Here is a 22,941-nt window from a genome sequence, read left to right as displayed (position 1 = left end):
CGGCGGTGGCAGCATCGGCGGTATGGACCCCGAACGTCTGCGGACCCTGCTGCACGCCGTGTCCGACGGTGAGGTCACCCCGGAGGCCGCCGCCGCCGAGCTGGCCGCCGGCCCGATGGGAGCCGACGGCTCGGGCTTCCGTGATCTCGGGTACGCGCGGGTCGACACGCACCGGGGCATCCGTACCGGTGATCCGGAGGTGGTCTTCGGAGCGGGCAAGACCGCGGCGGAGACCGTCGGCATCGTGGACGCCCTGCGCCGGGCCTCGGGCGAGGCGCGGCCCACCATGGTCACCCGGGCGGACGGCGCCATGGTGGCTGCGCTGCGGGCACGCTGGCCTGATGCCTGGGTGAGTTCCAGTGCGGACCCAGGGGCGGGCGGGCGTCCGGCGACGGTTGTGGTCGGCGAGCTGCCCGAGCCGCGCGGCCTGGTCGCGGTGGTCGCCGCCGGCACCTCGGACGCCCACGTCGCCGAGGAGGCGGCGATGACCGCCGCGGCCGCGGGCGCCGGGGTGGAGATCGTCCGGGACGTCGGCGTCGCCGGGCTGCACCGGGTGCTGGCGGCCCGGCCGGTCCTCGACCGCGCGGACTGCCTGGTCGTCGTGGCCGGGATGGAAGGTGCCCTGCCGAGCGTGATCGGCGGCCTGGTCGGAACACCGCTGGTGGCGGTGCCGACCAGCGTCGGGTACGGAGCCAGCTTCGGTGGGCTCGCCGCGCTCCTCGGCATGCTCACCTCGTGCGCTCCGGGCATAGCGGTGTGCAACATCGACAACGGCTTCGGCGCGGGGCTGTTCGCCGCCCGGGTGGCCCGCCGGGCGTAGTCCTCTCGTGCCCTGGTGACGCCCCGTGCCGTGCCGAGGTCCATCGAGTCGTGTCATCCTGGATGGGGCCCATCACCGACCGCCCGAACGGAGGAGCGGGGCTGGACATTGTGCCGGGGCAGGGTCGACCGTGTGACGTCGCCACACGGCGGTCGTTCATCTCAGGCAGGATCATGAGAACGCGATCATGAGCAGGACTGACGATATCGGTGGCGGGGGCCGCCCGTCGCCGTTCGGCGGCATGTCCGTCGAGGTGACCGGTTCGCACGAGGCCGTGCGGCCGGACGAGCCGGCCACCGGCCACCAGGGCTGGTACTCCGGCGCGCCTGTGGACGCGATCGACGTCGGCGGTATTGACGTGGGCGGCGTCGACGTCGGGGGGATCGACGTCGGCGGGCCAGGCACCTTCGACAGCCGGCCGAACCGGGTCACTCCGCCACCGCCACCGGTGCCTCCCGCGGCCGACCCGGCCGCGGCCTCGTGGCTGGCACACTGGCCGGTCAGCGATCCACCGGCGCCTCCCGCGGCCCCAGCACCTCCCGCGGCCCCAGCGGCACCACCACTCCCGCCGCCCTGGCCCGCACCGCCGCCGGTGTCCTGGCCACCCGTGTCCCAGCCGCCGGTGCCGCCGCCGTCCGAGTCGGGGGGTGACACCTGGCCGTCGATCCGGCCAGGGGCGGGCGAGGCGGATCTTCCCGCACCGCAGTCGCCCCGGCCGAACCGGATGATCGACGGTGTTCCGACCCGGACGTTCGATCCGCTGCTCGACCACGGCCTCCCGCCGGCCGCGGGGCCGGCGACCGGTGAGTACCGACCGTCGACGCTGTACCCGGCACCGACGCCACCACCGCTACCGCCGCCGGGCTCGGCGACCGGCCCGTACCGCTCCGGCCGGGTCGCGTCCTGGCTCCGTGACCCACCAGCCGACGTTCCCGTCGACGTCCCGGAGGGCGTTCCGCCGGCGGAGCCCGCCGGCTACGAGCGGGAGCGGGGGCGGGAACGCGAGCAGGGCGAGGGCCCCGGCTGGGAGCCGGACGACCGGCCCTGGGAGCAGGAGCCGGGCCGTGAGCGGTCGTTCACTCCCTTCGAGGAGCGGCCGGAGCAGCCGTACGCCGACCCGTACGGCCCCTACGACCCGTATGACCCGTATGACCCGCGACACGCGGCCGGGCTGTCCACCGGGGCGCTGCTGCCCGCGGTGCCGGACACCGCCTCCCGCGGCTGGCGGCGTCTCGTCTACCAGGTGTCCGCCGGGGCGCTGAACCCCGGCCCGTCCCCGGACGAGGCCCGGTACCGACGCCTGCTGAGCCGGATCCGGACCCCGCTGGACGACTGCCACCGCATCGCGGTCCTGTCCCTCAAGGGTGGCGTCGGGAAGACCACGACCACGGTTTCGCTCGGGTCGACGCTGGCCAGCCTGCGCGGCGACCGGGTCGTCGCGATCGACGCGAACCCGGACCGGGGCACCCTGGGCGCCCGGGTGGAGAGCACCACCCGGCACACCGTCCGAGATCTGCTCGAGGCCGCCGAGCAGCTGCACCGCTATGTGGACGTCCGGCGCTACCTGTCACAGGCCGAGTCGCGGCTGGAGGTGCTGGCCTCGGCGAGCGACCCGGAGATCTCGGACGCCTTCACCGACGAGGACTACCGGGCCGTCGACGACATCCTGCAGCGGCACTACTCGATCCTGCTGACCGACTGCGGGACGGGCATGGTGCACAGCGCGATGCGCGGTGTGCTCGACCTCGCCGACACACTGGTGATCGTCAGCAGTGCGAGCGCGGACGGCGGCGCCAGCGCCAGCGGCACGCTCGACTGGCTGGACGCGCACGGCTACCACCCACACGTCAGCGAGGCCGTCACCGTGATGACGATGTTCCCGCAGCACGGTGAGGCGGTGGACGTCGACGCGCTGGAGGAGCATTTCGCGGCGCGGACCCGCCAGGTCGTCCGGGTTCCGTTCGATCCTCATCTCGCCGCCGGCGGCCCGATCATGCTCGACGAGCTGCGCCGGGAGACCCGCCGGGCCTACGAGGAGATCGCGGGAGCGGTGGCCGAGCGCTTCCAGTAGGGCCCGCGGTTCACTTCGAGAGAGCGGCGACGGCGGCGGCGACGCCAGGGCGACGCAGCTGCCGGGCCACCGTGGAGCGGCCGTCGACGATCCGGCTGAACAGGCCGAAGGTGCCGGGGAAGGCCGCCATCATGGCGTGCATGAGCGCCGGGCGACGGGCGAAGGCCGCCAGCACCGTCCGGCTGGCCGCGATCTCCGTACCGAAGACGTCCAGGATCAGCCCGGGATAGCGGTCGAGGGCGGCGCGGTCGCCGGCCGCGGCCGCGGCGGCGGCGGCGCCGGCGAGCCGGCCGGAGCGCAGCGCGAAGGAGATGCCCTCCCTGGTCCACGGGTCGAGCAGCCCGGCGGCATCACCGGCGACCAGGACCTGGCCGCGGCGCAGCGGCGAACCGTCGGCGCGCACCCGGGTCAGGTGCCCGGAGTCGTGCTGCCGGGGCATGGCCGCGAGCCCGAGCCGCTCGACGAGCGCCTGGTAGTAGGCCCGCAGCGCCGCGCCTTCGGTGCGGGAGCCGATGACGCCCACGGTGAGCACCCGCCCTTTCGGGAACACCCAGCCATAGGAGCCGGGCAGCGGGCCCCAGTCGAGCAGCATCCGCCCGGTCCAGGTGTCGGCCATCGCGGCCGGCACCTCGAACTCGCCTTCGAGCCCGAGGTCGACCTGGTCGCAGTGGACGCCGACGTAGCTGCCAGCCCGGCCCGACGTGCCGTCGGCGCCGACCACGACCCGGGCCCGCACCGCCGGAGCGGATCGAACGAGAACCGTCACCGCCCGCGCGTCCTCGCGCAGGCCGGTGACATGGGCCATGGCGCGGATCTGGGCGCCGGCGGCCTTCGCCGCGCCGAGCAGCGCCGCATCCAGCTCGGAGCGCATGACCATCGACAGCAGTGGCTGACCGTCGTGGCGCCGGCGGGTCACCGCGCGGCGGCCGTCCAGGGTCATGGTGAGCGCGTCGACCCGGGAGCGGACGAGCGGGGCGAGATCGATCCGGGCGTGCTCCATCGACAGGCCGACCAGGCCGCCGCCGCAGGTCTTGTACCGGGGGATGTCCATCCGCTCCAGCACGCAGACGCTGGCGCCGGCTTCGGCCGCCGAGCGCGCGGCGGCCGCGCCCGCCGGCCCGGCGCCGAGGACGACCACGTCGTAGTCCTCGGTGTCCGGGCCGGGCTGGTGGCCCTCGGAGGCCGCGATCGGACGGGCACGGATCTCGGGGGACACATCGAACCTAACGGAGCGTAAGCGTGCGCCCGACGACGCCGGCGCGTACTCGCCGCTCCTCGGAGGTGAGCGCGCGCGGGTCGGCCAGGGCCTCCCGCAGCAGTGACCAGAGCTGGGCAGCTGGCTTCTCGCAGGAGTCGGCATCCGCGCCGGGCTCCAGATCCCACACCGGTACTACGAGGCCGTCCGCGCGGAAGGACCCGACAAAGCGGGAGCCGTCACCGACAGTGAGATGGCCGGCGGCCGACAGCCGGGCCAACGCGTCGAGGATCGCCTCTTCCGAGACGTCCGAGGCATCCGGGCCAGCCAGACCCAGCGGTAGCGCCCAGCGCAGGTGGACCCGGTCACCGGGGCTGCACCAGTAGGCAGCCGGCACGGACTCCAGCCGCGTGGTCGGGACCACGGTGGCGTTCGCCCGGTCCAGGCTCGCCGTCACCTCCGCGCTGGGCTCGACGCCGTCGGTCGATGGCACCCACCAGGCGAAACCGGGGTGGACGGTGATCTCCAGCGGTGCCGGGTCGAGCAGGTCAGGGAGGCGGGGCAGCTCCGCCAGCCCGCCGGAGAGGCGTTCCACCGCGGCGGGAGCGGAGGCCGGCGGGCCGTCCACCACCGATCCGGGCTTCGCGTCGAGAGCCGCGAGCAGCGCGCCGGCGAGGTCGGCCGCGGGGTCGAGGCCGCTCACCAGGGTCTGCATGGCGAGCAGGATCTCGCCGTCGTCGCGGACGACCGCGGCCGCGGCCTGCGGCAGCAGGGTGCCGAGAATGATCCGCCGGTCGGCGTGATCGGGGTTGTCGGCCAGGTGGGTCGCCGACAGGGTCAGCGGCGCGGTCGCGCTGGGGACGAACTCGCGCAACGCCACCAGGTCGGGTTCGTCCACCCGGCCGGCGAAGGGCCGCAGGACCGGGGCGGGGCGGCTGCGCTCCCCGTGGCACGCCTTGTACCGCCGGCCGGAGCCGCACGGGCAGGGCTGACGGGGCCCGACGGGCGGCACCGGGTCGGAGCTGGTGCCGGACCTGGCGTCGGATCTGGTTTCGTGACGGCTGGGCGTCGGACGGCGAGCGATCGGTGGGCCTCCGCGGTCGGGCCCGCGGGACGCGGGGCGCCGCGGGGCGGATCTGTAGGAAGGTAAGGCTAGGCCATCGGCCCGCGGCTCCGCGTTCGACATGCGCCGCCACCGCCGGGCTGTCGACGGTGCGCGCAGTGATAACCCTTCCCCACCTGGGAGTTTTCCCTCCGATCCGGACCCGGGGCCGTTCCGCGACGCCCAGTGGCCACCGGGGCGCGCACGATGGCGGGAGGGTTCCCGGACTCGGGCGGGTCGGCAGTCGGCTCGTCGCCGGACAGCACAGAACGGTGTGCCCGTGGCAAAGGTCGTCGTCGCAGGTGGAGGGATCGCGGGCATCGCGTGCGCGCGGGAGCTGCGCGTCCGCGGGATCGACGCCGAGGTCCGCGACCGCGGCCGGGTGGTCGGCGGGCGGATGGCGTCGCGGTGGATCGACGGTCGGATCGTCGACTCCGGGGCCTCGTACTTCACCGCCCGCGACCCCGAGTTCCTCGAGGTCGTCGAGGACTGGCTGGCTCGCGGCCTCGTCCGCCCATGGACGTCCCGGTTCCCGGTGGTCGACGGTCCGTCGGTGACGATCAGCCCGGCGTCGCCGGGGCCGCTGCGCTACGCGGCGCCCCGCGGGATCCGCTCGTTGGTGGTCGATCTGGCGAGCCGCGGCGGTGTTCCGGTGGCGCAGTCAGCGCCCATCCGCATGGTGCGGCCCGGCCCGGTGGTCGACGGGGAGGCGGTGGACGCCGCGGTGCTGGCAATGCCCGATCCGCAGGCTCTGCGGCACCTGGCCCCCGAGCTCGGCGCCGAGCGGGCGGTGCTGCTCGGACGGGAGTGGATGCCGGTGCTCGCCCTCCTCGCCGGCTGGCGCACCCGGGGGTGGTCGCCGATCGACGGCGCCTTCGTGCACGAAGACCCGACCATCGCGTGGATCGCCGACGACGGCCGCCGACGCGGGGACAACGCCCCGGTGCTGGTGGCCCACTCCACCAGCGACTTCGCGGCCGGCCGGCTGGCCGACCCACCCGCCGCGGCGGCGGAGCTCACCGGTGCCCTGCGCCGCCTGCTCGCCATCCCCACCGAACCGGACTGGACCTACGTCCAGCGCTGGACCTTCGCCCGCCCTGCGTCACCGCGGGAGGAGACGTTCTTCTTCGGCCAGGCCCGGGTCGGCCTGGCCGGTGACAGCTGGGGCAGGCCGCGGGTCGAGACGGCGTGGCGATCAGGCACCGATCTCGCCCGGGCCATCGTCAGCGCACTGGCCTGACCACACGCGTTTCCCGCGCGTGCCCGGCGGACAGCGCCTCGTACCCATCAGATGGACATGCCCATCAGATCGACACCGATATCACAATGGAGCATCACCGGATGGCTGTCGTCCACTGGAGGCGCTACCGACGGAAACGGCTCCGGTTGATGCCGGACCCGCGGGGTACACCCATCGGCATGGAGATCAAACTCGGCTTGTCGCTCCCCCGGGATGAAATCTCCATTCCGATTGTCCGCCGAATATGCGCGCAGGCGCTGGAAGTCCTCGGGGTTTCCCAGGACTGCATCGATGATGTCGAGATCGCACTGACCGAGGCGTGCGCGAACGTCCTGATTCATGCGACTGCGGACGACGAGTACGAGGTATCGGTCGGCGTCGACAACACGGTGGCCGTGATCGAGGTCGTCGATCACGGAAGCGGCCTCACCGGTTCCTCCGACAGTGACGACGGTTTCCCGGGCAGGGACGGCGACGGCACCAACGGGCCCGACGACCCGGACGGCCGCAAACCCGACTGGGAAGAACCTGAAGGGCCCGATCCGTCTCTGCTCGGTCCTACCGAGCTGCTACCGGAACGGGGGCGCGGGATTCTGATGATGCGCGCACTGATGGACAACGTCCGGTTCGACGCCGTCGAGGGCCCGCATCCGGGCACGCGGGTACATCTGGAGAAGCTTCTGACCTGGAACAAGGATCACCCCGGCCGACGCCTTCACCACATACCCACTCGTCACGGTCCCTGGTCGGCACGCCCCCGGCAGCCACCCGACCAGCCGTAGCGCGGCCTCGTCCCAGCTCGGTGTCCCGGCCCGGCCGGGGTTTCGGCTCGGGGCTTCGGGCGCTGCCCCATGGTTGTGCGCCGGTCCGGCCGGTAGGTTGAGGCCGGTTACCCCGAGGTCGGACGGCGTGGGTCGAGGACGGTGGTGCGGAGATGGTGGCAGTTCCCGCCGGCGAGGCAGGTAGCGGGCGCCCGCCCAGGGTCGGCGTGGTGACGTTCCCGGGCTCGCTGGATGACCGGGACGCCGCCGTGGCCGTGCGGCTCGCCGGCGCCGAGCCCGTCCCGCTCTGGCACGGTGACGACGACCTGCACGGGGTCGACGCGATCGTGCTGCCCGGTGGTTTCTCCTACGGTGACTACCTGCGGGCGGGCGCGATCGCCCGGTTCTCACCGGTGGTCGGCGCCGTCGTCGCCGCGGCCGGGGCGGGCCTGCCGGTGCTCGGGATCTGCAACGGGTTCCAGGTCCTGTGCGAGGCCGGACTGCTACCCGGAGCGCTGACCCGCAACGCCGGGCTGCATTTCGTGTGCCGCGACCAGCGGCTGCGGGTCGAGACCAGCGACACTGCCTGGACCGGCTCGTTCGCCGCCGGCGAGGAGATCGTCATCCCGGTGAAGCACGGCGAGGGCCGTTACGTCATCGACGCGCCGGCGCTGGCCGAGCTGACCGCCCAGGACCGGGTGGTGGTGCGCTACACGGGGGGAAACCCGAACGGGTCGGTGGACGACATCGCCGGGGTGTGCAGTGAGAACCGGCGGGTGGTCGGGCTGATGCCCCATCCGGAGCACGCGGTGGAGGACCTGACCGGACCGGGTACGGACGGCCTGCGGATGTTCACCTCGGTGCTGGACGGCCTGCTCCGCGCGGCCGCCTGACCCGCATGGGTGGCCGAGCGTGACTGTACGCCCCAGCGCGGTGCGCGCGCCGCGCGCGGCCGCGGTGGCCGCTCTCGCTGCCGTCGTCGCCCTGCTGCTGGCGATCGCGGGCTGCTCGGAGTCGACTGACAGCCAGCTCGGCTCGCTCACCGTGGCCGACGCCGGTTTCACCGAGAGCAAGATCCTCGCCGACATGTACGGCGAGCTCCTCGGCCAGGCCGGCTACCAGGTGGAGCGGACATCGGTCCAGAACACCGAGATCGCGCAGTCCGCGCTGGAGGACGGGCGGATCGACGCGATGCCGCAGTACGTGGCGACCTACGCGGGCCTGCTCAACTCCCAGCTGGGCCCAGGCCGTTCCGCGGGCGACGAGGCCGCCGCCGCGGAGGCCACCGGCCCCGCCGGATCGATCGTCTCCTCGGATCTCGACTCGACCCTGCGCCTGCTCCGCGGCCTCGCGGAGGAGGTGGGGCTGAGCGTCCTCGAACCGGCAGACGCCGTCGACCAGAACGCGTTCGCCGTCAGCCGGACCTTCGCCGAGCGGCACCGTCTGACCTCCCTGTCGGATCTGGGGGCCAGCGGTCTCCCCGTCCGGCTCGCGGCCGGCGCCGAATGCGCCAACCGTCCCTTCTGCGAGCCCGGCCTGGTGCGGGTCTACGGCATCAGGATCTCGGGCATCATCGAGACCGGGGTGGCGACTGCCCAGACCAAGGCGGCCGTGCGGGACGACATCGCGCAGCTCGGCCTGGTGCTCACCACCGACGCCACCGTCGCCGACTACGACCTTGTCGTGCTGACGGACGACCGGAAGCTGCAGAACGCCGACAACCTCGTGCCGATCGTGCACTCCGGCTCGCTCACCCCCGAGATCGCAGACGCGCTGAACGCGCTGGCCCCGGTGCTCACCACCGCCGACCTCGCCGAGCTGAACAAGAAGGTCGACGCCGAGCGGCAGAAGGCCGAGGACGTCGCCCGCGACTACCTCGCTGACAGGGGCCTGCTGGGCGCCTGACCCGGCCGGCCTGCGCATCAGCCAGGATGGGACCGTGACCGGAACCCCTTCCGCCCCCACCACCGGCCCCGCCGGGCAGGCCGCCCAGCAGCCCTATCGCGAGCTGGGCCTGACCGACGACGAATACGAGCGGATCCTCGCGACGCTCGGCCGCGTCCCCACCGGCGCCGAACTGGCCATGTACTCGGTCATGTGGAGCGAGCACTGCTCGTACAAGTCCTCCAAGGTCCACCTCCGCCAGTTCCGGGACACTCCGGCCACCGACCGGCTCCTGGTCGGCATGGGCGAGAACGCGGGCGTGGTGGACGTCGGCGAGGGCCTGGCCGTCACGTTCAAGGTCGAGTCGCACAACCATCCGAGCTTCGTGGAGCCGTACCAGGGCGCGGCCACCGGCGTCGGCGGCATCGTCCGCGACATTCTGACGATGGGCGCACGGCCGATCGGCGTCCTCGACCCGCTGCGGTTCGGGGCGGCCGACGCGCCCGACACCGCCCGGGTCCTGCCGGGTGTGGTCGCCGGCATCGGCGGCTACGGCAACTGCCTGGGCCTGCCGAACATCGGCGGCGAGGTCGTCTTCGACCCGGTGTACGGCGGTAACCCGCTGGTCAACGCGCTGTGCGTCGGTGTGATGCCGGTCGGCCGGGTCCAGACGTCGGCGGCCACCGGAGTGGGCAATGCCGTGGTCCTGCTCGGCGCGAAGACCGGGCGGGACGGGATCGGCGGCGTGTCCGTCCTGGCGTCGGCGACGTTCGAGGCGGACGGCGGCCCGGCACGGCGCCCGTCGGTGCAGGTCGGAGACCCCTTCACCGAGAAGATCCTGATCGAGTGCTGCCTCGAGCTGTTCGACCGCGGCCTCGTCACCGGCATCCAGGACCTCGGCGGCGCCGGCCTGACCTGCGCGCTGACCGAGACGACCGCCGCCGGCATCGCCACCGGCCAGCCGGGCGGCATGGAGGTCGACCTCGACCTCGTCCCGCTCCGTGAGGCGTCGATGGAGGCCCATGAGGTCCTCGCCAGCGAGTCGCAGGAGCGGATGCTGGCCATCGTCACCCCGGACGTCCTGCCGGAGGTGCTGGCCCTCGCCGAGCGCTGGGGTGTGATCGCCACCCGGATCGGCACCGTCACCGACAGCGGCCGGCTGATCGTGCGCTGGCACGGCGAGACCGTGGTGGACGTCCCGCCCGGTTCACTGGCCGACGACGGGCCCGTCTACGAGCGTCCGCTGCGCCGCCCGGCCGACCTGGACCTGCTGCACGCGGACGTCCCGACGGCCCTGGAACGGCCGAGGACGGGCGACGCGCTGCGCGCGACACTGCTGCGCCTGATCGCCTCCCCGAACCTGTGCTCGCGGGCGTGGGTGACCGAGCAGTACGACCGGTACGTGCAGGCCAACACGGTGCTGGCCCAGCCCGAGGACGCCGGCGTGCTGCGGCTGTCCGACTCCGGGCTCGGCATCGCGCTGGCCACCGACGGCAACGGGCGCTACGCCCGGCTCGACCCGTTCGCCGGGGCCCAGCTGGCGCTCGCCGAGGCGTGCCGCAACGTCGCCGCCGCCGGTGCCGAGCCGATCGCCGTCACCAACTGCCTGAACTTCGGCTCCCCGGAGGATCCGGAGGTCATGTGGCAGTTCGCGCAGGCCTGCGCCGGGCTCGCCGACGCCTGCCGGCGGCTCGGGCTGCCGGTCACCGGCGGCAACGTGTCGTTCTACAACCAGACCGGGTCGACGCCGATCCACCCGACGCCGGTCGTCGGCGTGCTTGGGCTGTTCGACGACGTGCGCCGCCGGACGTCCATCGGCTTCACCGGCGACGGCGACACCCTGGTGCTGCTCGGCGAGACCGGGGACGAGTTCGGTGGCTCCGAGTGGTCCTGGGTCACCCACGGTCACCTCGGCGGGACGCCGCCCGCGGTCGACCTGGTGCGGGAGAAGGCGCTCGCCGAGGTGCTCATCGCCGGGGCGCGGGACGGGCTGTTCACCGCGGCCCACGACCTCTCCGAGGGCGGGCTCGCCCAGGCGCTGGTCGAGTCCTGCCTGCGGGGCGGCCGCGGCGCACGGATCGACCTGCCCACCGGCGCCGACCCGTTCGTCGAGCTGTTCAGCGAGTCCGCCGGGCGCGCGGTGGTGGCGGTGCCCGGCGGGCGCCGCGACGAGCTGGCACGGCTCTGCGCCGCCCGGGACCTGCCGTGGCGGCTCCTCGGCACCGTCACCGGCGGCAGCCTCGACGTGGCGGGCCAGTTCACCGTTCCGCTGGACGAGCTGCGGACGGCCCACGAGGGCACCCTGCCCCGCCTGTTCGGCCACACCGTCTGACCCACCCCAGGCCCGGCCCCGGGACACCCGTCCCGGGGCCGGGCCGGGGCGTCAGGAGTGGCCGTAGGGCTCGGTGTCGGTGCTGTCGTCGGTGCGTCCGGCGGGGGTGTCCGCCACCGAGCCGGGCCCGTGCGCCCACGCGGCCACGCCGACCAGTTCGACGTCCGTCGGCATCAGGTCGGACGGGTCCTCGTCGAACGGCACCGGCTCCGGGTGCGCCGACGGCGCGACCAGCGCCTCGGAATGTGCGCCGCAGCCGTGGTCGATCGAGGTGACCCGGCTGTCGTCCGGCGCCAGCTCGTTGGCGCAGACGCCGAACATGCGCCCCAGCACACCGACGAGCCGCACGTGGAACCCACAGGTCAGGCAGGACGCTGGCGCGACCTTGGCGATGGAGGCCTCCGGGCCGGCGTCACCGCCGTACCAGCGCTGCGCCGTGTCCTCCCGGCCCGCCAGGGAAAGGATCCGGGGCCGGCCGAGCCCCAGTTCCATCCAGACGTCGGCGTCATCGAACTCCAGCGCGTCGCCGGCCCGCAGCGTGAGGCGGGGGTCGTCGACGGCGGTGGGCAGCAGGTCACCCACCCCGACGTCACCCGGCCGCAGGCGCTCCGACCACGGGACCCAGGCGGGTGCGAGGACCGCGCCCTCGCCCGGCATCAGAACCACGTCGTTGACGGTCACCTTCCGCAGGCGGGGGGCACGCGCGACGGCCACCGTCCAGGTCCAGCCGACGTAGGCCGGGGACAGGCAGGCGAAGCGGTGCAGCACCAGCCGGTCCGCCTCCGCCTCGACGCCCAGGTGCTCACCGACCTCCGCCGGGTCGCCGGCCTCCTCTTCGGCCGCGGCCCGGGCGAGGTCCACCGCGGCGGCGCACACGGCGTCGGGCGCCGGCTCACGCGTCGTGCGGGTCGCCCGGCCGGCCCGTGCTCTCGGCGCCGTCTCAGGCGACGGTGTCTCCGGCGTCACGCGCGCGGTCACCTCATCGGGCGGGGGTGCGGGCGGGCTGGGGGTCGGCTCGGCAGCCGGCTCGGCTGCCGGCTCGGCTGCTCCGGCTGCCGGGGAGGTGCGCCGCGGTGAGCGGCGGCGGGGGGGTCGCGGTGGTGCGGGCTCGGTGACCACCGGGGGCGTGGCCTCACTGTGATCCGTCGCGGCATCGGCTGACGGCTCGCCGGTACCACGCGACGACCCGTGGGACGCACGAGCCCCAGCCGACTCGGAACGAACGTCTAGTGCTTCCACGGCACGTATTCTCACTCACCGATGGCCGCCCCGCCCGATGTGGTCGTGGTCTCGGGCGGTAGGGGCGAGCAGACTCGGCACCGTGAAGTTCGGAAGCGCACTCACCGGGGGCCTCAACCGCCTGCGTGGGACCATTCGTCGCGACGGGGCGCAACAGTCCGGGCTTTCCTCGTTGACCGAGTTGTCGTTCGTCAACGCGGCGGGTGACGCACTCGTCACGGTGGCACTGGCCGGTTCGCTGTTCTTCGCGGTACCGACCGGGGAGGCCCGTTCCAAGGTCGCGCTCTACCTGCTGATCACGATGGTTCCGTTCGCGCTGCTGGCGCCGGTTGTCGGCCCGCTGCTCGACCGGGTCACCCACGGCCGGCGGACCGCTCTCGCCGCCATCTGCCTCGGACGGTGCCTGCTGGCCTGGCAGCTCGCCGGAGCGCTGGACGGGCTCGCCGTCTATCCGCTCGCCCTGGGGCTGCTGGTACTTTCCCGTGCCTTCGGGGTGGCCCGCAGCGCGGTCGTCCCACGGGTCACCCCGCCGGAAATGACCCTGGTCAAGGTCAACTCGCGCATCTCGCTCGTCAACATCGTCGCCGGCGCGATCGTCGCGCCCCTCGGCCTGGGGCTGGCCAGCATTCCCTTCGTCGGTTATCCCTGGGTGCTGCGGGCGTGCGCACTGGTCTACATGGCCGGCGTGCTGCTCGCGTTCAACCTGCCCGGCCACGTCGACTCCGCGGCCGGCGAGCGGACGCTGCGCGAGTTGACCGGGCCGCGCCGCCGCGGCAGCCTGCGCACCCGGGTCGCGGCGGTGCTCGGTGCCCTCCCGGTCGCGCTGCGGGCCACGCTCGTCCTCCGCGGCCTGGTGGGCTTTCTCACCTTCTACCTCGCCTTCCTGCTGCGGACGAGCGGCGGGAACAACCTCTGGCTCGGCGCGCTCGCCGCGACAGCCGGCCTGGGCAGCGGTATCGGCGTCCTGATCGGCGGGCGGCTGGGGCGCCGGCGCCCCGAGGGCATCCTGATGCTGAGCCTGCTGCTGCCGACGGCCGGCTGTCTGGTGGCCGCGGTGACCTACACCCGGCTCACGTCGCTGGTGGCGGCACTGCTGGCCATGACGGCGGGCTCGATGGGCAAGCTGGCGCTGGACGCGATCATTCAGCGCGACATCGTGGAGGACACCCGTGGTTCCGCCTTCGCTCGGTCGGAGACGGCCCTGCAGCTCGGCTGGGTGACAGGCGGGGCCTTCGGGCTGATCGAGATGCCGGGAGCACTTGGGTTCACACTCGCCGCCGCGGTCGTCGGGCTCACCCTCGTATTTCAGTCCCGCGCCCTGCACCGGGCCCACGAACAGGCACGCGACCGGCACCAGCAGACGGTCCGGCCCGGCGCCGCGGGCGTCCCGACGGTCCCTGCCGGTTACGCCCCGGACCCCCGGGCCGACGTCCCGGTCGGATGGCGGGTGCCGGGTCCGGGGCCGGCACCGGGCCCGGAGGCGGAGGCGGAGGGGACGGTGCCCTTCCGCGGCACCGCGGCACCGGCCGTGACAGACCCGGCACGGCCGCCGGCCCGACCGCCGGCGCTGCGGCCGACGGTGCCGGACCTGACGATCCCGACGGCACCGGAGTCGTATGGACCGGAGTCGTATGGAGCAGTGCGGAACGTGCCGGAATTCACTGACCAGGGATCGCAGGCGCCGGCATCTGAGATCATTCGACGCCGCGGACGCCGCGGGCGGCGGGATCGCTGAGCGATACGGCCACCGCGGGCGGAAACGGGCCAATGACAGTAGCCCGGGCCGGCGGTCGGCGCAGCAGAAACGGAAATAGCGTAGTTATTAAATAACTCAACGTGTGCGGAACCACGGAGGGTCGATCGCGATGCTAGGGTCCGTCAACTAGTCCGGTTTGCACCATCCTCCAGGCATCGTGGCGTTACCTCGCCGTCCGGCACGGTCGCCTGAATGCGGACCGGCGCCCCATCGACACGACGGCAGAACGAGGACACGTCCAGACCATGATCTTGAGTGGGTCATGACCCGCACCCTCATCGTCACCGCGGTGAACGCCGAGGCGGACGCAGTGTGCGCAGGTCTGATGGGGAGCTGGTCACGCGGCCGCTCGCGCACCCCGTCCGGCCCCGGAGGGCTGGTCTCGCCGGACTGGGACCGGCAGCTGCTGACCACCTCCACCCTCGGCCCCTACGTGGGCCGCCGGCGAGGCCCGGTGACCGTCCTCGCCGCCGGGCCGGCCGGTCCCGCGGCAGCGGCCGGCACCGCCGTCGCGCTGTCGGTGGCCAGTGCGGCCGGCGAGCCGTTCGGGCTGGTCATCGCCATGGGTGTCGCCGGCGGGTTCCGCGGCTGGGCCGAGATCGGTGATCTCGTCATCGCCGACCGGCTGGTCGCCGCCGACCTCGGCGCCGAGTCCGGCCTGGACGAGCCGGCGGAGGCCACTCCCCCGGTCCGGGTCAGCGAGATGGATCGCAACCTGGGCTTCTACCCGCCCGGTGCGCCCTCTCCGCAGACCGGGCCCCCGACCGGGCCGGTCGCCGCCGGAGCGTTCCTGACCATGGACGAGCTCGGCCTCGGCTCGTCGACCCTGCAGCCCGACGCCGGGTTGGTCCGGCGGATGACGACCGTCCTGGGTGTCACCGGGCGGCGCATCGTCAGCGGCACGGTCGTCAGCGTCTCCACCGTGACCGGGACGGAGCGGCGGGCCGCCGCGCTCACCTCCCGGCTGGACCCGGTCGCCGAGGCGATGGAGGGCTACGCCGTCGGGGTCGCCGCCGGCGCGTTCGGGGTCCCGGTGACCGAGATCCGGGCGATCAGCAACCTGGTGGGCCGTCGGGACCGGGCGTCCTGGAACATGCAGTCCGCGCTCGGCAGCCTGCGCACCGCGGCCGCGGCGCTGGTCGCGCACCCGGAGGGCCTGGTCCCCGTCCCGCAGGCCGAGAAGGGGCCGGCACACTAGGTCCGTGGACACGCTCAGCCTCGCGATCTCGCCCTGCCCGAACGACACCTTCGCCTTCCACGCGCTGGTGCACGGGCTGGTACCGGGAGCGCCGCCGGTGTCGACGACGTTCGCCGACATCGACGTGCTGAACGCACGGGCCGCCGACGGTGTCGACGACCTCGTCAAGGTGTCCTACGCGGCCCTGCCGTGGCTGCTCGGCCGGTACAGCCTGCTCGCCGCGGGCAGCGCGCTCGGCCGCGGCTGCGGCCCGCTCGTCCTGACCGCGGGGCGCACCGACCTGCGCGGGGCGTCGGTCGCCATCCCGGGCACGCGCACCACGGCGTACCTGCTGTTCCGGCTGTGGGCGGAGAAGATCGGCGTCGGGTCGGTGGAGGTTCTGCCGTTCGACCAGATCATGCCGGCGGTCCGCGACGGCGGGTACGACGCCGGGCTGGTGATCCACGAGTCGCGGTTCACCTACCCGTCCTACGGGCTGACCGCCGTGGCCGATCTCGGGGACTGGTGGGAGGACCACACCGGCCTCCCGATCCCGCTCGGCGCCATCCTGGCCCGCCGCGGGCTCGACGCGGCGTGCCTGTCGGACGCCGTCCGGGCGAGCGTGGCCGCGGCGTTCGCCGACCGGTCCGCGAGCGCGTCGTTCGTGGTCGAGCACGCGCAGGAGATGGCACCCGACGTCGTGAACGCCCACATCGAGCTGTACGTGAACGACTTCACGCTCGACCTCGGGGATGAGGGCCGCGCCGCTGTCGGCGAGCTGCTTGGGCGGGCCGCCGCCGCCGGCCTCGTCCCCGCGCTGGCTCCCGGCGCGCTCGACACCTGGCCACCGCACGCCTGAACCCGCGCGTCCGCCCGGTCCGGTCACGGACGTCTGCCCGGATGGGCGGCAGTGAGCGTGACGCCGCATCCGCCGCCCGGCGTACCGGGTGGCAGGATGGCGCTGTGAGTCCCGAGCAGATACCAACGGTCACCGTGACGGAACTTCCCGTTCAGCTGCCCGCCGAGGGCGGTCCCATGCTCGTCGACGTGCGCGAGCCCGACGAGTGGGCCGCCGGTCACATCGACGGCGCGATCCACATCCCGATGGGCGAGATTCTCGCCCGCATCGGCGAGGTCCCCCGGGAGCGGGACGTCGTCGTCGTCTGCCGCTCCGGCGCGCGGTCCGCCAGAGTCACGGCGCATCTCGCGCGAGAGGGCTGGCAGGCCCGCAACCTGGTCGACGGCATGCTCGGCTGGCAGGCCGCCGGGCGGCCGATGGTGAGCGACAGTCCGGTCGCCCCCACGGTCATCTGACCGGCTGCCTTCCAGCCGCTGCCGTGCAGCCGGACCGGCTACTCCTCGACCCGTACGACGTAGTCCTCGATCACGGGGTTCGCGAGCAGGGTCGAGGCGAGATGGTCGATGCGGGCGAGTGCGTCCGCATCGGCCTCGCCGTCCAGCTCCAGCTCGAACCGCTTGCCCTGGCGCACGCCGCTGATCCCGTTCACGCCGAGCCGGGGCAGTGCTGTCAGCACGGCCTGGCCCTGCGGGTCGAGGATCTCCGGCTTGAGCATCACATCCACCACAACCCTGGTCACACCCGCGGACCCTACCGGCTTCCGGTGGCTCGCCGAGCCCGCTGGTTACGCTCACCGGGTGTCCCCCTGGAGAACATCCACCCTGGTCGTCGGTTTTGACCTGGACATGACGCTGCTGGACGCCCGCCGCGGAATCGTCGCGGCGTTCGCCGCCCTGACTGCCGAGACCGGCGTGGCGATCGACGGCGAGGCCGCCGTGGCCCGTCTCGGGCCCCCGGTGGAAGACGAGATGGCGCGCTGGTTCCCGGCGGACGAGGTGGCCCGGCGTGTGGTCCGTTACCGCGAGCTGTACAGCACGCACGCGCTGCCCCTGTCCGTCGCGATGCCGCACGCCGTCGAGGCGGTGGAGGCCGTCCGGCACGCCGGCGGCCGGGTGGTGGTGGTGACGGCGAAGAGCCGCCCGCTGGCCGTGGCCAGCCTGGAAAAGGTCGGCCTCGCCGCGGACGAGGTGGCGGGCTGGCTGTTCGCCGAGGCCAAGGGCGCCGCGCTCCGCGAGCACGGCGTCGACATCTTCGTCGGCGACCACCTCGGGGACGTCCACGGGGCGCGATCGGGCGGCGCGCTGGCCGTCGCGGTGCCCACCGGTCCGTGCACGGCCGCCGAGCTGGCCGCGGCCGGCGCGGACGTCGTCCTGGACGATCTCGCCGCCTTCCCCGCCTGGCTCGCCGACGAGGTGCTGCGCCGGCGGCTCGACCTGTTGGCGCAGCGGCTGCGCGAACTCGGCTCGGTTCTCGTCGCGTTCTCCGGCGGAGCCGATTCGGCGCTGTTGCTGGCGGCGGCCGTCCGCGCGCTCGGCGCCGGCTCCGTGGTCGCCGCCACGGCGGTCTCTCCCTCGTTGCCCGCCGCGGAACTCGAGGCCGCCCGCCGGTTCGCCGCCGACCTGGGTGTCCGGCACGTCCTGCCGGCGACGGACGAGATGAGCAGCGCCCAGTACCGCGCGAACGGCGCGGACCGCTGTTACTTCTGCAAGGCGGAGCTGCTCGACACGCTCGGCCCGCTCGCCGCCGAGCTCGACCTGGACCATGTGGTGACCGGCACGAACGCCGACGACGCCGTCGCCGGCTTCCGGCCGGGCATCAGCGCGGCGTCGAGCAGGGGGGCGCGCACCCCCCTGCTCGACGCCGGTCTGACCAAGATGCAGGTCCGGGCGGCCTCTCGGCAGTGGGGCCTGTCCACCTGGGACAAGCCGGCGGCTGCCTGCCTGGCCAGTCGGATCGCCTACGGGGTGCAGGTCAGCCCCGCCCGGCTGGCCAGGGTGGAACAGGCCGAGACGACCCTGCGCATGGCCGCCGCCGACGCCGGCTTCCACCTCCGCGACCTGCGTGTCCGGGACCTCGGCGGCCTCGCCCGCATCGAGGTCGACCCCGAGCACGCCCCGCGCCTGGCAGCCAGCCCCGAGGTGACGTCGGTGGTGCTGGACTGCGGCTTCACGCGTGTCGAGGTCGACCCCCGGGGCTTCCGCTCCGGTTCGATGAACGAGCTGCTCCCGGCGCCCGGCTCCGCGTAGCGGCGTGGCCGGGGCGGGGCGGGGCCGGGGCGCTGGACCAGGTGGCTGGACCAGGACCGGCCGGCGGTCAGACCTCCGGCGCGCCCTCGCCCTGCTGGTGGGCGCCCCGCTCGGCATGCTCGCGGTAGGCCGCCGCCTCGGCCTCGGAGACGGACAGCTCGTCGGCCGCCGCCATCGCCTTCGGGTCGACGGGTCCGCTGGAGGTGCGTGCCACATCATCCCGGCGGCGGCTCTCCTCCGCCTCGGCCAGAGCATCCGCGTCCCGGAAGTCGAGATCGACATCGTGGTTCTGGTCCAGCTTGGGCATCACACTCACTCCTCCGGCGATCGATCAGACGGAACCTGTAGGTGCGCTGATTCCCTTCCGCGCCCGACCGGGGCCACACGGCCCCTCTCCGGCCCAGCGCATGGGCCTCCTGCCCCGGATGCGCCTTCTGTAACGCCGGCGGGCGGCCGAGGAACCGGTTCGCCGGGTGTTCCGCCGCTGTTCCGCGATCGTGCACACGTCGGACCTGCGGGTACGCGCAGCCCCTCTGGCCTGGACGTCTCCGGGCCCGCCGGCCACGCAGCGTCATCGTCCGCGAAGCCCCTACACCCGGCGCGGACGCCCGATAGCCTGGGACTCGTCACCGCGTGTCAACCCGCCGATCCGCATCGCAGAACGAGGTCGCCCGTGCCCACCGGCAGAGTCAAGTGGTTCGATGTCGAACGGGGTTTCGGATTTCTCAGCCGTGATGACGGCGAGGACGTCTTCGTCCACAAGGCCGCTCTTCCGGCCGGTGTCGATCGGCTCAAGCCCGGCGATCGCGTCGAGTTCGGGGTGGCCGCCGGCCGCCGGGGCGACCAGGCTCTCTCGGTGCGGATTCTGGCGGCTCCGCCGTCCGTCGCCAAAGCCGCCGCGAACGCCAACCGGCGCAGTCCCGACGAACTGCACAGCATGGTCGAGGACATGATCCAGATCCTGGACGACATCCAGGGCGAGTTGCGTCGCGGGCGCTACCCGGACCGGCGGGCGGCCCAGAAGGTCGCCAAGGTCGTGCACGCCGTGGCGAACGAACTCGAGCGCTGAGCCCCGCCGCGCCGAGTGGGCCCGCCTCCGCGGCGCCGGGCCGCGGTGGTCACGGCCCCGCGGCGAGGGGATCGTCCGGTGGCATGATCGTGACACGGCGCCGACAGTCCGCACAGACACCGGCTGCGGCGCCGGGCTCCTCGTCCGACGGCGCCAGGTAGGCGAGCGGCACCCGCCCGCCGCACCAGGGGCAGTCGAGCCAGGGCCCGTGCAGGTCGCTCATCGTTCATGGTCGCACGGCACACCCCACGCGCTGTTTCGCCAACCCGCGATGTCGGATCAACGACCGTGAAGTACCGGCGGTAGGCCTCCCTCGTCCTGTATCGACGAAAGGGAGGGCGGTCCGTCAGGTGGAGGTCGCGGGCGGTGCCGCGGTGTGGCCGGAAAATCCGGCCATAGCTTCGGCTCACGCGGAGCCGACCGCGCGTTGGTGCAGACTGCGAACAGACCATGGACCATGGACGCCGCGACCCCGGCACCGAAGGTGGACGTCATCGTGGATCACAACGGGGAACACGCCCCGGCGGCGCGCGGACAGCCCGGGAGCGGCATGCCCCCGGGCGAGGTGCTGCACCCGCACGAGCCCCGAGTGATCGGCCCCTACCGCCTGCTGCGTCGTCTCGGCGCCGGCGGGATGGGAACCGTCTACCTGGCCGAGTCGGCGGGCCGACGGGTCGCAGTCAAGATCGTCCGGCCGGACCTGGCCGCCGACGAGGAGTTCCGCCGCCGGTTCCGGCAGGAGGTGGACGCCGCACGCCGCGTCGCACCGTTCTGCACCGCCGAGGTGCTCGACGCCGACCCCGATGCACCTGCCCCCTATCTGGTGACCGAGTTCATCGACGGCGTCCGGCTGGACCATGCGGTCGAGAACGGGCCCATCAGCGGGTCGACCCTGACCGGGCTCGCCGTCGGGGTCGCCACGGCGCTCACCGCGATCCACAGCGCCGGCCTCGTCCACCGTGACCTCAAGCCGAGCAATGTGCTGCTCTCGATGTCCGGGCCGCGGGTGATCGACTTCGGCATCGCGCAGGCGCTGGAAGGCGCCAAGGCCAAGCCGACCGCCTGGGGCTTCGGCTCCGCCGGCTGGATGGCTCCCGAGCAGGTGAACGGCCAGCCGATCGGCCCGGAGGCCGACGTCTTCACCTGGGGCATCCTGGTGGCCTTCGCCGGAACCGGCCACCACCCGTTCGGCACCGGAACCGATCTGGAGCTGAGCACCCGCATCGTCAGCTGGGAGCCGGACCTGCTGGGCCTGCCGCCCGGTCTGAAGACGCTGGTCGCCGCCGCCCTCGCCAAGAATCCCGACGCCCGCCCGAACGCGCGCGACCTGCTGCTGAACCTCATCGCGCTGCCGCCCACCACGCCGTCGGCTGACAGCGGCGACGGGGGCGCCTGGCGGCCGAGCGACGCCGCCGTCGACCAGGCCGAAGAGCTGCTGAACCTGACCCGGGGCAGCACGCTGCCCGAGTTCACGCCCTCCCGTGCCCAGTCCGCGAGGCAGGGTGACCGGGTGCCGGCCGCGAGGCAGCTCCACCAGCCCGCTGCCGTGCCGCCTGCCCAGGGTGGGCCGCCCAGCTACGGTGGCGCGCCCAGCCAGGTCGGGCCACGTGGCCGAGGCGGTGCCGCGGCACCGGGTGACGGTTCCGGTAACGGCGCGCCGGGACATCCCGGTATCGCCGTGCCAACGCCGGCAGGAGCGCCGCCGTTCTCGGGGGCACCGGCCGGTGCGGGGCCGTCCGCGGCGGGATGGCCCGCGGCCCGTCCGCCCGGCCAGGGACCTCACCCGCCTCCGTCGGCACCGGCGGCGGGCACCGGCACCGGCACGCCGGGGCCGCCCCGCTCGACCCGGCAGCGGCTGCTCCTGTTCGGCGCCGTCGCGGTCACGGCCATCCTCGCCGCGTGGTTGATCAGTGCCGTCGCCGGCGGGGACTCCGACGGCGGTCAACCGGCTGCCGGCGGGCAGACCCGGCCGGAGGCGACAACGGATCCCCGGACAGCCAGCCTGGGCACGCCGGTGCGTGACGACCAGCTGGAGTTCGTCGCGACCAAGGTTGAGTGCGGGGTGGAGAAGGTGGGTGATTTCATCCCCCGCTGGGCCTCCGGCCAGTTCTGCCTGGCCGACATGCGGATCACCAACACCGGCCCGGCCGAGCGGGTGCTGGGCAGCGAGGACCAGTCCCTGGTCACCACGGACGGCGAGAGTCACTCCGCGGACTTCCTCGCCCGCTTCATCCTGCCGGACGACGTCTGGTCGACAATCAGTGCCGGCGCCACAGTGACCGGCACCTTCGTCTTCGACATCCCGGCGGACAGTGAGGCCCGTGCCCTCGAGCTGCACGAACGCCCGGAAAGCCGAGGCGTCACGATCACGTTGTAGCCGGCACAGGTTACGGTGGCTGCCGCGGTGGGAATCGACCATCACGGACCACATCGGACGCGGCACGCGATCCGGTCAGGCCGGCAGATCGGGGACGTGGTGGGCGGGCGCGGCACCATTGCCGACCGGAGCAGCAGGGCCGGCGCACTGCTCGCCGCCGCGGCGCTGCTGCTCGGGGTGCTCCTCGGGGGCTGCGACGAGGTGAACGAGGCCCTGGACGCCGCGGCGGGCACTCCGGCGCCCACCGCAGCCGGCGCGGGCGCAGACGACGCGCCCGCGGCCACCGGATCGGCCCTGGAGCTGCTCGGGACGCTGCCCGTCCGCGACGAGGACAACTCACCCCCCTATCGGCGGGACGAGTTCGGAGCGTCCTGGTCGGACGTCGACAGAAACGGCTGCGACACCCGCAACGACATCCTGCATCGTGACCTGCGCAGTATCACCACCCGCAGGTCGGACGACTGCATCGTGCTGACCGGTGAGCTGCGGGACCCGTACACGACGCGGACGGTGCGGTTCGACCGGGAGCGCAGTGCCTCCGCCGTCCAGATCGACCACGTGATCCCGCTTGCGGATGCCTGGCGCACCGGCGCGCTGGAATGGTCGGGCCAGGAGCGGCTCGCCTTCGCGAACGACCCGGAGAACCTGCTGGCCGTGGACGGACCGACGAACCAGCGGAAGAGCGACCAGGACGCCTCCGAGTGGCTCCCCCCGAGCCCCGGTGCCCGCTGCCCGTACATCGCCCGCCAGGTGGGCCTGAAGGCCCGCTACGGCCTCTGGCTGGAGCTCGCGGAGGCCACCGCCATGCGCGAG

At 73.6% G+C, this 22,941-nt stretch carries 21 protein-coding genes; 15 read left to right on the top strand and 6 right to left on the bottom strand.

Annotated features, from left to right (window positions below):
* Positions 1-22: 22 nt before the first annotated feature.
* A complete protein-coding gene (larB, locus tag AB1460_RS25915) occupies positions 23-820 on the top strand; it encodes a nickel pincer cofactor biosynthesis protein LarB (RefSeq protein WP_368964713.1) in 798 nt (265 codons plus the stop codon).
* Between the two features lie 187 nt (positions 821-1,007).
* Positions 1,008-2,891, top strand: a complete 1,884-nt coding sequence (locus tag AB1460_RS25910; RefSeq protein WP_368964712.1) for an AAA family ATPase — start codon at positions 1,008-1,010, stop codon at positions 2,889-2,891.
* A gap of 10 nt (positions 2,892-2,901) precedes the next feature.
* On the opposite strand, the gene AB1460_RS25905 is transcribed toward AB1460_RS25910, so the two are convergent.
* A complete protein-coding gene (locus AB1460_RS25905) occupies positions 2,902-4,107 on the bottom strand; it encodes a geranylgeranyl reductase family protein (RefSeq protein WP_420497358.1) in 1,206 nt (401 codons plus the stop codon).
* Positions 4,108-4,114: 7 nt separating this feature from the next.
* Positions 4,115-5,098: a DUF5926 family protein gene (locus AB1460_RS25900; protein WP_368964711.1), complete on the bottom strand. Its 984-nt coding sequence runs from the start codon at positions 5,096-5,098 to the stop codon at positions 4,115-4,117.
* 370 nt (positions 5,099-5,468) lie between these two features.
* On the opposite strand from AB1460_RS25900, the gene AB1460_RS25895 reads away from it, so the two are divergent.
* The 5 genes from AB1460_RS25895 to purL all read left to right on the top strand — a co-directional run bounded on the left by AB1460_RS25895 (position 5,469) and on the right by purL (position 11,405).
* A complete protein-coding gene (locus AB1460_RS25895) occupies positions 5,469-6,428 on the top strand; it encodes an NAD(P)/FAD-dependent oxidoreductase (protein ID WP_368964710.1) in 960 nt (319 codons plus the stop codon).
* Between the two features lie 179 nt (positions 6,429-6,607).
* Positions 6,608-7,210 (top strand): ATP-binding protein, encoded by a 603-nt coding sequence (locus AB1460_RS25890; RefSeq protein WP_368964709.1) that lies wholly within the window; start codon positions 6,608-6,610, stop codon positions 7,208-7,210.
* A 152-nt stretch (positions 7,211-7,362) separates the two neighbouring features.
* On the top strand, positions 7,363-8,082 hold the full coding sequence (gene purQ / locus AB1460_RS25885) for a phosphoribosylformylglycinamidine synthase subunit PurQ (RefSeq protein ID WP_368964708.1): 720 nt from the start codon (positions 7,363-7,365) through the stop codon (positions 8,080-8,082).
* A gap of 19 nt (positions 8,083-8,101) precedes the next feature.
* Positions 8,102-9,094, top strand: coding sequence for an ABC transporter substrate-binding protein (locus AB1460_RS25880; protein ID WP_368964707.1), 993 nt, complete (start codon positions 8,102-8,104; stop codon positions 9,092-9,094).
* A complete protein-coding gene (gene purL / locus AB1460_RS25875) occupies positions 9,069-11,405 on the top strand; it encodes a phosphoribosylformylglycinamidine synthase subunit PurL (RefSeq protein ID WP_420497361.1) in 2,337 nt (778 codons plus the stop codon). Before AB1460_RS25880 ends, purL begins: the two co-directional genes overlap by 26 nt.
* 51 nt (positions 11,406-11,456) lie before the next feature.
* Here purL and AB1460_RS25870 read toward each other — a convergent pair whose 3' ends face one another.
* Positions 11,457-12,524, bottom strand: a complete 1,068-nt coding sequence (locus AB1460_RS25870; protein WP_368964705.1) for a DUF3027 domain-containing protein — start codon at positions 12,522-12,524, stop codon at positions 11,457-11,459.
* Between the two features lie 157 nt (positions 12,525-12,681).
* On the opposite strand from AB1460_RS25870, the gene AB1460_RS25865 reads away from it, so the two are divergent.
* The 4 genes from AB1460_RS25865 to AB1460_RS25850 all read left to right on the top strand — a co-directional run bounded on the left by AB1460_RS25865 (position 12,682) and on the right by AB1460_RS25850 (position 16,891).
* A complete protein-coding gene (locus AB1460_RS25865; protein ID WP_368964704.1) occupies positions 12,682-14,379 on the top strand; it encodes an MFS transporter in 1,698 nt (565 codons plus the stop codon).
* A gap of 283 nt (positions 14,380-14,662) precedes the next feature.
* Positions 14,663-15,598, top strand: coding sequence for a futalosine hydrolase (gene mqnB / locus AB1460_RS25860; protein ID WP_368964703.1), 936 nt, complete (start codon positions 14,663-14,665; stop codon positions 15,596-15,598).
* Between the two features lie 4 nt (positions 15,599-15,602).
* A complete protein-coding gene (locus AB1460_RS25855; RefSeq protein WP_368964702.1) occupies positions 15,603-16,436 on the top strand; it encodes a 1,4-dihydroxy-6-naphthoate synthase in 834 nt (277 codons plus the stop codon).
* A gap of 104 nt (positions 16,437-16,540) precedes the next feature.
* Positions 16,541-16,891 (top strand): rhodanese-like domain-containing protein, encoded by a 351-nt coding sequence (locus AB1460_RS25850; RefSeq protein WP_368964701.1) that lies wholly within the window; start codon positions 16,541-16,543, stop codon positions 16,889-16,891.
* A gap of 38 nt (positions 16,892-16,929) precedes the next feature.
* On the opposite strand, the gene purS is transcribed toward AB1460_RS25850, so the two are convergent.
* Positions 16,930-17,151 (bottom strand): phosphoribosylformylglycinamidine synthase subunit PurS, encoded by a 222-nt coding sequence (gene purS / locus AB1460_RS25845; RefSeq protein ID WP_368964700.1) that lies wholly within the window; start codon positions 17,149-17,151, stop codon positions 16,930-16,932.
* Between the two features lie 130 nt (positions 17,152-17,281).
* Between purS and larE the strand changes: the two genes are divergently transcribed.
* Entirely contained in the window at positions 17,282-18,682 is a 1,401-nt protein-coding gene (gene larE, locus AB1460_RS25840; RefSeq protein ID WP_420497360.1) for an ATP-dependent sacrificial sulfur transferase LarE, read from the top strand.
* Positions 18,683-18,749: 67 nt separating this feature from the next.
* Here larE and AB1460_RS25835 read toward each other — a convergent pair whose 3' ends face one another.
* Entirely contained in the window at positions 18,750-18,989 is a 240-nt protein-coding gene (locus tag AB1460_RS25835; protein WP_368964699.1) for a hypothetical protein, read from the bottom strand.
* 366 nt (positions 18,990-19,355) lie between these two features.
* Here AB1460_RS25835 and AB1460_RS25830 point away from each other — a divergent pair, with 366 nt between their 5' ends.
* Complete coding sequence (locus AB1460_RS25830) at positions 19,356-19,751, top strand: cold-shock protein (RefSeq protein WP_018636583.1); 396 nt, start codon at positions 19,356-19,358, stop codon at positions 19,749-19,751.
* 49 nt (positions 19,752-19,800) lie between these two features.
* Here the strand turns inward: AB1460_RS25830 and AB1460_RS25825 are convergent, their stop codons facing one another.
* Positions 19,801-19,974 carry a hypothetical protein gene (locus tag AB1460_RS25825; protein ID WP_368964698.1) on the bottom strand — a complete coding sequence of 58 codons (174 nt, stop codon included), beginning with the start codon at positions 19,972-19,974 and terminating at the stop codon, positions 19,801-19,803.
* A 234-nt stretch (positions 19,975-20,208) separates the two neighbouring features.
* Here AB1460_RS25825 and AB1460_RS25820 point away from each other — a divergent pair, with 234 nt between their 5' ends.
* Both AB1460_RS25820 and AB1460_RS25815 read left to right on the top strand, forming a co-directional pair.
* A complete protein-coding gene (locus AB1460_RS25820) occupies positions 20,209-22,128 on the top strand; it encodes a protein kinase domain-containing protein (protein WP_368964697.1) in 1,920 nt (639 codons plus the stop codon).
* Between the two features lie 99 nt (positions 22,129-22,227).
* Positions 22,228-22,941, top strand: a 714-nt coding sequence (locus AB1460_RS25815) for an HNH endonuclease family protein (protein WP_368964721.1), incomplete at its 3' end; no start/stop codon positions are given.

Origin of the sequence: Parafrankia sp. FMc2, from assembly GCF_041008525.1 — a bacterium.
Classification (GTDB): Bacteria; Actinomycetota; Actinomycetes; order Frankiales; family Frankiaceae; genus Parafrankia.
Note: the sequence above shows the minus strand (reverse complement) of the source record. Positions and strands in the feature narration are given on the sequence as shown.